This is a genomic window from Brevundimonas vesicularis (assembly GCF_032067225.1).
Taxonomy (GTDB): domain Bacteria; phylum Pseudomonadota; class Alphaproteobacteria; order Caulobacterales; family Caulobacteraceae; genus Brevundimonas; species Brevundimonas vesicularis_F.
This window is the reverse complement of the sequence record NZ_DAMBJX010000078.1, coordinates 1-10,999: the sequence shown is the minus strand read 5'-3', so window position 1 is coordinate 10,999 and position 10,999 is coordinate 1. Positions and strand designations below refer to the sequence as shown.

10 protein-coding genes, 1 tRNA gene and 1 pseudogene are annotated in these 10,999 nt (G+C 65.3%); 7 read left to right on the top strand and 5 right to left on the bottom strand.

Annotated features, from left to right (window positions below):
- From RT123_RS14470 to RT123_RS14460, 3 genes are all read right to left on the bottom strand, one after another.
- Window positions 1-715: FAD-dependent oxidoreductase (locus RT123_RS14470; protein ID WP_313009856.1), on the bottom strand; the 715-nt coding region annotated here is incomplete at its 3' end.
- A gap of 108 nt (window positions 716-823) precedes the next feature.
- Window positions 824-2,335, bottom strand: a complete 1,512-nt coding sequence (locus tag RT123_RS14465) for a tryptophan halogenase family protein (protein WP_313009854.1) — start codon at window positions 2,333-2,335, stop codon at window positions 824-826.
- A 186-nt stretch (window positions 2,336-2,521) separates the two neighbouring features.
- Window positions 2,522-2,597, bottom strand: a tRNA-Lys gene (locus RT123_RS14460).
- Between the two features lie 154 nt (window positions 2,598-2,751).
- Here RT123_RS14460 and RT123_RS14455 point away from each other — a divergent pair.
- Both RT123_RS14455 and RT123_RS14450 read left to right on the top strand, forming a co-directional pair.
- The gene (locus RT123_RS14455; protein WP_091747147.1) at window positions 2,752-4,164 is read left to right on the top strand and encodes an amino acid permease; all 1,413 of its coding nucleotides are present in this window, start codon (window positions 2,752-2,754) and stop codon (window positions 4,162-4,164) included.
- Window positions 4,164-4,517: an Hpt domain-containing protein gene (locus RT123_RS14450; RefSeq protein WP_091747144.1), complete on the top strand. Its 354-nt coding sequence runs from the start codon at window positions 4,164-4,166 to the stop codon at window positions 4,515-4,517. Before RT123_RS14455 ends, RT123_RS14450 begins: the two co-directional genes overlap by 1 nt.
- A 214-nt stretch (window positions 4,518-4,731) precedes the next feature.
- On the opposite strand, the gene RT123_RS14445 is transcribed toward RT123_RS14450, so the two are convergent.
- Both RT123_RS14445 and RT123_RS14440 read right to left on the bottom strand, forming a co-directional pair.
- A complete protein-coding gene (locus tag RT123_RS14445) occupies window positions 4,732-5,064 on the bottom strand; it encodes a chorismate mutase (RefSeq protein ID WP_091747140.1) in 333 nt (110 codons plus the stop codon).
- A gap of 50 nt (window positions 5,065-5,114) precedes the next feature.
- On the bottom strand, window positions 5,115-5,930 hold the full coding sequence (locus tag RT123_RS14440; RefSeq protein ID WP_017506196.1) for a ferredoxin--NADP reductase: 816 nt from the start codon (window positions 5,928-5,930) through the stop codon (window positions 5,115-5,117).
- A 108-nt stretch (window positions 5,931-6,038) separates the two neighbouring features.
- On the opposite strand from RT123_RS14440, the gene RT123_RS14435 reads away from it, so the two are divergent.
- The 5 genes and pseudogenes from RT123_RS14435 to RT123_RS14415 form a co-directional block, all read left to right on the top strand.
- Entirely contained in the window at window positions 6,039-8,288 is a 2,250-nt protein-coding gene (locus RT123_RS14435; RefSeq protein ID WP_066551642.1) for a S9 family peptidase, read from the top strand.
- Window positions 8,222-9,715 carry an amidase gene (locus RT123_RS14430; RefSeq protein ID WP_313009852.1) on the top strand — a complete coding sequence of 498 codons (1,494 nt, stop codon included), beginning with the start codon at window positions 8,222-8,224 and terminating at the stop codon, window positions 9,713-9,715. The genes RT123_RS14435 and RT123_RS14430 overlap by 67 nt, the downstream gene beginning before the upstream one ends.
- A gap of 72 nt (window positions 9,716-9,787) precedes the next feature.
- A complete protein-coding gene (locus tag RT123_RS14425) occupies window positions 9,788-10,066 on the top strand; it encodes a SemiSWEET transporter (RefSeq protein WP_313009851.1) in 279 nt (92 codons plus the stop codon).
- 261 nt (window positions 10,067-10,327) lie between these two features.
- Window positions 10,328-10,633, top strand: a complete 306-nt coding sequence (locus RT123_RS14420) for an SCP2 sterol-binding domain-containing protein (protein WP_039243606.1) — start codon at window positions 10,328-10,330, stop codon at window positions 10,631-10,633.
- A gap of 105 nt (window positions 10,634-10,738) precedes the next feature.
- Window positions 10,739-10,999, top strand: a pseudogene (locus RT123_RS14415) (acyl-CoA dehydrogenase family protein); the annotation flags it as partial.

Genomic DNA, 10,999 nt, shown 5'->3' with positions numbered 1-10,999 from the left:
TTTTGATCTTCTCGTGCTGGCAGCCCAGAATGACCTTGATGCCGCGCTTTTCGATCTCTCCGGCCAGGTGCGCGCGCACATCGTCGTCGAAGCCGCGCAGGATGTTGGGGCCGCGATAGATCAAGGTCGTCTCCACGCCCAGGCCCGCGAAGATGCCGGCGAACTCTACCGCGATATAGCCGCCGCCCGCGATCATGATGCGCTTGGGCAGTTCCGGAAGGTGGAAGGCTTCTTCGGACGTGATCGCGTGCTCGATCCCCGGCAGTTCGTCCGGCTTCCAGGGGCGGCCGCCTGTGGCGATCAGGATCTTTTCGGCGGTGATGGTGCGATCCTTGCCGACGATCTCGACCGTGTGGGCGTCTTTCAGAACCGCCCGCCCGTGAACCAGTTCGACCCCGGCCTTGCCCAGGTTGGCGGCGTAGATGCCGGACAGCCGCGCAATCTCCACGTCTTTGGCTTCAAGGAAGGTGGGCCAGTCGAGTCTGGCATTGTCGAACGACCAGCCGTAGCCCTCGGCGATCTCGAGCGCGTGGCTGACCTCGGAGGCCATGACCATGAACTTCTTGGGCACGCAGCCACGGATGACGCAGGTGCCGCCGACCCGATATTCTTCGGCGACCGCGACCTTCTTGCCATCCAGCGCCGTCAGCCGCGCCGACCGCACCCCGCCCGAACCGGCGCCGATGACGAAGAGGTCGTAGTCGTAGTCGGCCATAGGTCGGATTCCGTTCAGCGGCAGGCATCGGCATTTAAGCCGCGCCGCGCGAAATCCAAGAGCTCAACGGTCTGTCCAGACCTAATCAGGTCGGTCGCGTCGAGTGGTTCAGTTGATTGGCGGCGCCTTGCAGTTGGCGGCGATGAAGGCCTCGTGCGTCGGCATCCGCGCCACGCCCTGCTGGATCATCGCCTTCATCTTCTGCAACCATTGCTGGACCTGCTCCAGAGGAATGGTCTCCGTGATCGGATCGTGCCGCTCGGGAATGACGCCCTGGCCGAGCAGCACGGCGATCCAGCTTGTCTCCTGAAATAGCTCGTCCTCATATCGGAAGATGCGGCCCCGGCTGCGGAACTGGTCCATCTTCTGCTTCAGCGTCTCGGGAATCGGCATGGCCCGCACGTGGCGCCACAGGGGCGAGTCGTCGCGCGCCGTGGCGTGATAGTGCAGGATGATGAAGTCGCGGATGCGCTCGGTCTCCAGCCGCATCATGCGGTTGTAGTTGTCGATATCGGCCTGGGCGAAGCCGGTGTCGGGGAAGTGCAGCAGCAGTTTGGATATGCCCGACTGCACCAGATGGATGCTGGTCGATTCCAGCGGTTCCAGGAAGCCTGACGCCAGGCCCAGGGCCAGACAGTTCTTGTTCCAGGTCTTCTTGCGGCGACCGGTGGTGAAGCGCAGGAAGTTGGGATCCGCCATCGCCTCGCCGTCCAGAGAGGCGCGCAGCCTGGCCTGGGCCTCGTCGTCAGAGATGTAGGGGCTGCAATAGACATAGCCGTTGCCGGTGCGGTGCTGCAGCGGGATGCGCCAGCGCCACCCCGCCTCAAGAGCCGTCGATTGGGTATAGGGCGTCGGATCGCTGACCCGGGTGCAGGGCATGGCCACAGCACGGTCCGCCGGCAGCCAGTGGGTCCAGTCCTCGTACCCCGTCTTCAGGGCGCCTTCGATCAGCAGGCCGCGGAAGCCCGAACAGTCGATGAAGAAGTCCGCCTCCAGCTCGCGGCCGTCGTTCAACCGCACCGACTGGATAAAGCCGTCGCCGTCGCGCAGGCGCACGTCGGCGATCTTGCCCTCATGCCGCACCACGCCATTCGCCTCGGCGCGCTGACGCAGGAACCTGGCGTACAGGCCGGCGTCGAAATGGAAGGCGTAGGTCATCTGCGAGGCGGCGCCGCGCGGGTCGGTGTCAGGCCGGGTGAACCGGCCCATGCGCGCTGCCATCGTCGTGACGGAATAGGCGTCCAGGTTGTCGTCCAGCCCCGCCTTGTTCAGCCTTAGCCAGTATTGGTGGAAGGAGGCGGCGTCGATGCGCGTGCCATAGGTTCCGAACGGGTGGAAATAGCTCCGGCCCTTCTGGAACCAGTCGTTGAACTGGATGCCCAGCTTGTAGGTGGCTTGAGTGGCGCGGACGAATTCGTTCTCGTCGATGCCCAGCAACTGGTTGAACAGCAGGATCGGCGGAATGGTCGCCTCGCCGACGCCAACCGTGCCGATAACCTCCGACTCGACCAACTCGACCTTCACAGTGCCGCGCGTGACATGCGCCAGTGCGGCGGCCGCCATCCAGCCGGCCGTGCCGCCCCCAACGATCAGAATGCGTTTCAGCGGAGCAGGAGTCATCGGGCGTAACCGGTGAAGAGGGGAATGCTTGAGCAGATCGGCGGCTGCCTTTGTGATCAGTCGCGCGAACTGCAGGGCTTGTCGATCCTGGTTCTCTGACGGTGCGATACAAACCGGCGAAAAACGCGATCTAGCCTCGCAGTAAAGCCAGCCAGCCGTGTATCCATACATTCTGGAGAAAGACGATGGTGGGTGATGTAGGGTTCGAACCTACGACCCGCTGATTAAGAGTCAGCTGCTCTACCAACTGAGCTAATCACCCGACCGATCGTCTGCGTCTTCGGAGCCGAGGCCTTGCCGAAGGGCGCTCCTACTACCCAGCGGTTCGGGGGTTGGCAAGCGCTTTCGCAAACTTTCTGCGACGGAGTATGGTCCCCGTGGAATCAGCCGCGGCAAGCGGCGGGGGAGCGAACATCATGGCCTTCTGGAACCGTCGTCGATCAATCGACACCATGATGGCGCCGCACGACGGACCGCGGCTGAAGCCGACGTTGAGCTGGCCGCACCTGCTGGCCCTGGGCGTGGGGGCCATCGTCGGCACCGGCATCCTGACGCTGATCGGGGTCGGGGCGGGGTTGGCGGGCCCGGCCGTGTTGATCAGCTTCGGCCTTGCGGGCCTGGTCTGCGCCTGCGCGGCTCTGGCCTATGCCGAGCTGTCGACCATGATGCCGACGGCGGGCAGCGCCTACACCTATTCCTATGCCGTGCTGGGTGAGTTGATCGCCTGGATCGTTGGGTGGAGCCTGATCCTGGAATATTCGCTGGTCGTCAGCGCTGTGGCGGTGGGCTGGTCCGGCTATGCGGTTGGTTTTTTGAGCGGGCTGGGGATCGATCTGCCGACGGCGCTGGTCGCCGGGCCGCATGCGGGGGGCATCATCAACCTGCCGGCCGTGGCCATCATCGGGGTGGTGACGGGCCTGCTTCTGCTGGGCACCAAGGAAAGCGCGACACTGAACGCGGTGCTGGTCCTGATCAAGATCGCGGCGCTGGTGGTGTTCGTGGCCATCGCCCTGCCGGCCTTCAAGCCCGAGCATTTCACGCCCTTCATGCCCAATGGGTTCGGCGCGCCATTCGTCCAGACGGGGGTGATGGCGGCGGCGGCGATCATCTTCTTCGCCTTCTATGGTTTCGACGCCATTTCGACGGCGGCGGAAGAGACCAAGAAGCCCGAGCGTGACCTGGCCATCGGCATTGTCGGCTCCATGCTTATCTGCACGGCGCTGTATCTGGTCGTTGCGGCCGCAGCCATCGGCGCGCGACCTGTCGCGACCTTCGCCAGCAGCCCCGAGCCGCTGGCCCTGATCCTGCGCCAGATGGGACAGGGGACGGCGGCCCAGTGGATTGCGGCGGCGGCGGTGATCGCGCTTCCGACCGTGCTGCTGGCCTTCCTGTTCGGCCAGAGCCGCATCTTCCTGGGCATGGCGCGCGATGGCCTGTTGCCGCGCCGCCTGGCCAAGGTGTCGAGCCGGGGCGTGCCGGCGGTGGTGACGGTGTTCACCGCCATCGTCGTGGCGATCCTGGCGGGGCTGTTGCCGCTGGACGAACTGGCGTCGCTGGCCAATGCGGGGACGCTGGCGGCCTTCTGCTCGGTCGGGGTTTGCCTGATCGTGCTTCGCATCCGCGAGCCCGGTCGCAAGCGGGTGTTCAAGGCGCCGCTGTGGCCGGTGGTTGGGGCGATCAGCGTGATCGGATGTATCGTCTTCTTCCTGAGCCTGAAGCCGGTGACGCAGATCGGCTTCGTGGTCTGGAACGTGGTCGGCGTGGCGATCTATTTGCTCTGGTCCTCGCGGAACTCGCGCCTCGCCAAGGGCGAGGAAACGGCGGCCTGATGGCGTTGCGCGATCTGACGGGCGCCGTCGATTTCGCCGTGCTGAACGGCATGACGGGCGGGGACGACGCCATCAACGAGGAAGTTTTGGGCCTGTTCGTCAATCAGGCCGACCTTTGGTCCGTGATGCTTGATCCCAAGGTCGAGGGCTGGCGCGACGGGGTTCATACGATCCGAGGCGCGGCGGCGGGCATCGGCGCGCGAGACCTGGCGGCGATCTGCGCCGAGGCGGAATCGGTGGACCAGAAGCTGGCCGCGCCGGCGGTGGAACGGGTGCGCGACGCGCTGGAGGCCGCCCTGGCTGATGTTGCAGCCTATCGCCACGAACTGATGCTGCGCGGCCTTAAGGGCTGAGGCGAAGCGGATAGAATTGCACTGCACTCCGAAAACGCGTGCAAAATACAAGAAAGTGCAATTTCGGCGAGCGAGGCGCGTCGCGATGTCAAAGACCGGACGCCCATTATACGGCGCCCTGAAAGAACGGCAGAGTGATTGACGCTGCTGCGACCTAATCGGTTGAAACTAGGTCGAACTTTTCGCTCGGTTAGGATGGTTGGTGTGTGCCGTCCTAGCTGCGAGTCCGGTCATAGGTGGCGAACTCGTGGGCGATGCAGCGGTCGATCAGCAGGCGCCAGACGGGTTCGGCGATATCGGGTGACAGATCGTGGGCTTCGGCCGAGACCAGAACCTTGGCGACCACGTCGTCGATGCGGGCCTGGTCGAAGACGGCGTCGCGGTCGGGCTTGATGCGGGCGGCGGCGTCCATGTAGCGCTGGCGCTCGGCCAGCAGGGCGACCAGGGCGCGGTCCAGGGCGTCGACGCCCTGGCGGACCTCGGCCATCGACTGGCATTCGGCGGGATCGACGCGCGCATCGACGGCGACAAGAGCAGGCTTTGACATGGGCGTGGGGTTAGCGGGTCAGGCCGCGCAAGCCAAGCCGTCAGACTGTCTCAACCGACGAAGGCGCGTTCCAGAACATAGTCGGCCGGTTCGGCGTTGGAGCCTTCCTTCAGGCCATAGGTCTCCAGCAGTTCGCCGGCTTCCTTGATCATGGCCATGGAGCCGCACAGCATGGCGCGGTCGCGGGCGGGGTCGAACCCCTCGGGCAGGCCCAGGTCGCGGAAGAAGTCGCCGGACTTGATGCGGTCGGTGATGCGGCCGGGGGTTTCGAAATCCTCGCGGGTCACGGTGGGGTAATAGGTCAGCTGGGCCTTGGCCTCGTCGCCGATCAGAGGATCGTCGTGGATCTCGCGGGTGAAGAAGTCGCGGTAGGCGAGGTCGGCGACGCTGCGGACCGTGTGGATCACATAGACATGGCCGAAGCGGGAATAGGTCTCTGGATCGCGCGCAACGCTGAGCCAAGGCGCCAGCCCCGTGCCGGTGCCGATCAGAAACAGGCGTTCGCCGCCAGTCAGGGCGTCCAGCACCAGGGTGCCCGTCGGCTTCTTGCCCATCAGGACGGTGTCGCCGGGCTGTATCTTCTGCAGGCGCGAGGTCAGGGGGCCGTCGGCGACCTTGATCGAGAAGAACTCCAGCTCCTCGGCCCAGCAAGGGCTGGCGATGGAATAGGCGCGCAAAACAGGCTTTCCGCCGTCTTCGCCGGGCAGGCCGATCATCACAAACTCGCCCGAGCGGAAGCGGAAGTCCTCGGGCCGTTTGACGCCGAAGCTGAACAGGCTGTCGGTCCAGTGGCGCACCCACAGAACCTCCAGCTCGTTAAACGGACTGGCTTTCACGGGGGCGGGGGAGAGGGCGGCGTCTGTCATCGTGCGTCTCTCTAATCTGAGAACCTCTCGCCGGGAAGGACAAGCCTTTCACACGGCGACGACATTTCCTCGTGACGGCTTGCAGAAGCGCGGCTAGCGTCCCGACCCATGCGCACCCTTCTTCTCGCCTCGACCATCCTCCTGTCCGCCAGTTCGGCGCTTGCGCAGGAGACGCCCTCCAACATCCTGACGCCCGAACGGGTCTTCTCCAGCCCCAGCCTGAACGGGCCGGTGGCCAAGGGGGTCAGCCTGTCGCCTGACGGCCAGTTGGTCGCCTTTCTGCGCTCGCGCGAGGACAATGTGGATGTGCAGGACCTGTGGGCCGCGCCGACGGGTGAGGGCGAACCCTACAAGCTGATCGACGCACGGGCGCTGGTTCCCGACGCCGGCGAACTGTCGGAGGCCGAAAAGGCCCGACGCGAGCGGATGCGGATCAGCGCGCGCGGCGTGGTCGAATATTCGTGGGACCAGCAGGGCCGCTACATCCTGGCGCCGCTGGAAGGCGACATCTTCCTGGCGAACCGGGCGGACGGCAAGGTGCGCCGCCTGACCGAGACGCCCGCCGACGAGATCGACGCCAAGGTGTCGCCCAAGGGCAGCTACGTCTCCTATGTCCGCGATCAGAATCTGGTCGTCTATGATCTGGCGAGCGGCAAGGAGACGCCGATCACCGACGACGGCGCGGGCCTGATCACCTGGGCCACGGCCGAGTTCATCGCTCAGGAGGAGATGGATCGCGACACCGGATACTGGTGGAGCCCCGACGAGCGCTACATCGCCATGACGCGCGTGGACGAGAGCCCGGTCGATATCGTGCCGCGCTTCGAGATCACCGGCGGCGGCGCGACGATGGTGGAGCAGCGCTATCCTCGCGCTGGGCGGCCCAATGCTGTGGTCGAACTGTATGTGCGCGACCTACAGGGCGGGGGACGGGTCAAGGTCGACCTGGGATCCAACACCGACATCTATCTGGCGCGGGTGAACTGGTCCGGCGACGGCAAGACCCTGTATGTCCAGCGTCAGTCGCGCGACCAGAAGACGCTGGACCTGCTGAGCGTCGATCCGACGACCGGCGCGTCACGCGTGATCCTCAGCCAGAAGGCGCAGGCCTGGGTCGATCTGAACGACGACTTCCGCGTCCTGTCGGACGGCCGGTTCATCTGGTCCAACGAGGATTCGGGTTGGCGGCACCTGTACCTCTACGACCGCAACGGGCGACGGCTGCGGGCGATCACGCGCGGCGACTATCCGGTCAAACATCTGGACGGCGTCAACGAACAGACCGGCGATGTCTACTTCACCGCCTCGATGCGCGACGGCAAGGAACTGCCGATCGAGCAGCAGATGTTCCGCGCCAACCTGAACCGCACGGTCGATCCGGTCGCGGTGACGCCGGGCGGCGGCTGGTGGACGGTGTCGGTGAACGGGCCGGCGACGGCCTATGTCGGCAACTATTCGGACCCGGCGACCCCGACGCAGTCGGCGCTTTACCGCATCGACGGCACGCGCGTGCGCTGGATCGAAGAGAACAAGCTCGACGCCAGCCATCCGTTCGCCCCTTACGTCTCGCGCCTGCGTACGCCCGAGTTCGGCACGATGCAGAGCCACGGCCAGACCCTGGTGTGGCGCATGACCACGCCCCCCGACTTCGATCCGTCGAAGAAATATCCGGTGGTGATGCAGGTCTATGGCGGGCCGGGCACCGGGGCGGGCGTGCAGAAGAGCTGGCAGCCCCTGACCAACCAACTGCTGACCGAGGCGGGCTACATCGTCTTCCGCGTCGACAATCGCGGCGAGGGCGACCGGTCGCAGGCGTTCGAGACCAGCATCTATCGCCGCCTGGGCATTCCGGCGGTCGAGGATCAGGCCCAGGCCGCGCAATGGCTGAAGACCCTGCCTTACGTCGATGCCGACCATATCGCGGTGATGGGCTGGAGCTTCGGCGGCTTCCTCAGCCTGCTGACACTGACGGACAAGGACGCCGGCCTGGCCTCGGCTCTGGCGGGCGCGGCGCCGACGGAATGGAGCCTGTACGACACTCACTATACCGAACGGTATATGTCCACGCCCCAGGCCAATCCGGAGGGCTATGCCGCCACCGACGTCCTGCCGCGGCTGGATGACATGACGGGGCGGCTGCTGCTGCTGCACGGCATGGCCGACGACAACGTCATCTTCGGCAATGCGACGCGCGTCATCGACGCCTTGCAGGCCAAGAGCGTGCCGTTCGAGATGATGCTCTATCCCGGCCAGCGGCACGGCGTCCGCGGCGATCCGAGGCAACTGCAACAATGGCGCACCTATCTCGACTTCCTGGACCGCACGATCGGCAAGCGGGCCGAACCCAAGGCCGACTGATTCTGGCGGCTGCGGTCGCGCTGGCCCTCGCGGGCTGCGCGACCGGGCAGAGCGCCTATCCGTCTGCGTCCGCCGTGGTCGCTGCGGGGCGGGCGAATGACAGCGCCCATTCGGTGCTGGTCTGGACTGCGACATCACCCAGCAGGGGCGTGTCGGCGATTTCCGGCATGCCGATCCTGCTGAAGGACAATATCGAGACGGCCGACATGCCGACCACCGCCGGGTCATTGGCGCTGGCGAACAATGCGCCGGGACGGGACGCGCCGCTGGTCACGCGACTGCGCGGTGCAGGGGCCGTGATCGTCGGCAAGACCAATCTGTCGGAATGGGCCAATATCCGCTCGTCGGACTCGATCAGCGGCTGGAGCGCCGCCGGCGGCCAGACGCTAAACCCCTACGATCCCGCGCGCACGCCTTGTGGATCGTCGTCCGGCAGCGGGGCGGCGGTTGCGCTGGGGCTGACGCCCGTCGCCATCGGAACGGAGACAGACGGGTCGATCACCTGCCCGGCGTCGGTCAACGGCGTGGTCGGGTTCAAACCGACTGTGGGCCTGGTCTCGCGCACCCACATCGTGCCCATCAGCCATTCGCAGGACACGGCCGGGCCGATGGCGACCACCGTCAGGGATGCGGCCAGGGTGCTGACCGTCATCGCCGGGTCCGATCCGGCCGATCCGGCGACGGTCGAGGCCGATGCGCGCAAGGTCGACTACGCCGCCGGGCTGGACGCCAACGCGCTGCGCGGTGCGCGGATCGGGGTGATGCGGTTCCTGAAAGGCTACTCGCCCGAAACCCAGGCGGTGTTCGAGCATAACCTGAAGGCCCTGCGCGATGCCGGCGCTGTCTTGGTCGATCTGCCCGAGGGACCGGATGGCCGGGTCATAGGCGCGGCCGAGTTCAAGGTGCTGCTCTATGAGCTGAAACACGATCTGAACGCCTATCTGGCCTCGACCAACCCGGAGCAGGTTCGGGCCCGCACCCTGGCCGACGTCATCGCCTTCAACGCCGCCGAGCCGCGCGAGACAGTGCTGTTCGGTCAGGACATCTTCGAGCGCGCCCAGGCGATGGGGGATTTGACCGACGCTGACTATCTGGAGGCGCGGGCAACCTCGCTTAGACTGGCGGGGCCGGACGGCATCGATCGATTGATGAGGGACAATGGTGTGATCGCCCTGATCGCGCCCACCACGTCGCGCGCCTGGACCAACGATCCCAAGGACGACGACGACATGCAGGGATCGGCCAGCCAGCTGGCCGCCGTCGCCGGCTATCCGCACCTGACCGTGCCGATGGGCTTCGATCGGGGAGTGCCGGTGGGAATCAGCTTCCTCGGCGGGAAATGGGACGATGCGCGCATCCTTTCGCTGGGTTACGCCTTCGAACAGGTGACCCAGGCCAGACGGCCGCCGCCTGGCGTTCGACGGTGACATCCATTCGGGCGGCCGCCGAGAGTGCGGAATGTGCAGATTTAACCTCAAAGGCATGTCGGTGATCGCGGCATGGGCGACCTGATCGCCAATGTCGTCGGCTCAGCGGCTGCGATCTGCTCGATCACCAGCTTCGCGCCTCAGGCGGTCAAGATCTGGAAGGAGCGCGACGCGTCGTCGGTCAGCTTGAAGACCTATTCCCTGACCGTGACCTGTTTCGTGCTTTGGGTCGTCTATGGGATCATGACAAAGGCCTGGCCTGTCACGGTCGCCAACGCATGCGCCCTGGTGATGGCGTCCGGCGTGCTTGTGATGAAGTGGCGGTTCCGCGACGGCGATCCCGACAAATAAGGTTTGATTCTGATCAAGGCGCGCTGGCGCGACAGAGCTCAGAAAGGCGGCAGAGGAGATTTCCAATGCCGCAATCCGCTGTTCCCTTCGTCGCCGCTATCGTGACGGCGTTCGCCTTCTTCATGGTCGCGCTAGGCGCAGCCAGCCTGTATTCCAGATCCGCTGACGAGAAGTGACCGAGCTTTCCCCGACGTGATCTTGGCGCCCCCGCCGATGCGGGCTAACCCGTAGTTCACAACGTCCAACAGGGAGACGCCCCCAATGCCCGATCTCGCACAAGTCACCGAACACATCCGCGGCGCCGTCGGCGACAACTCCGGCCTCGGCAAGACCGTCAAGCTCGACCTCGGCGACGAGGGCAAGATCTTCATCGACGGTGCCTCTACGCCCAATACGGTCACCAACGAAGACAAGCCCGCCGACGCCACCGTCTCGATGAAGTGGGATGACTTCATGGCTCTGTCGGAAGGCAAGCTGGACCCGATGATGGCCTTCATGCAGGGCAAGCTGAAAATCGCCGGCGACATGATGATCGCCCAGAAGCTGGCTCCGCTGCTGAAGCGCTGATGCCGGTCTGAACGACCAGTTATGGCGGCGCGGCTCCCGAACAGGGGCCGCGCCGTTTTCGTATCGAGCGCTCGATAGAAGCGCGAACGGGAAAGAGGAAACGACATGGACTTCAAACATTCCGACCGCGCCCTGGATTGGCACGCCCGCGTCCGTCGCTTCTTGGACGAGCAGGTCATCACGCGTGAAGCCGAATACTTCGCCCAGGTGCGCGAGGATTCGAACCGTCAGCCGCCGGTCATGGAGAAAATGAAGGTGGCCGCGAAAGAGGCCGGGCTGTGGAACATGTTCCTGCCCGGCACCCATGAAGGTGAGAATGGGGGGGCGGGTCTGACCAATCTGGAATACGCGCCGCTGGCCGAGATG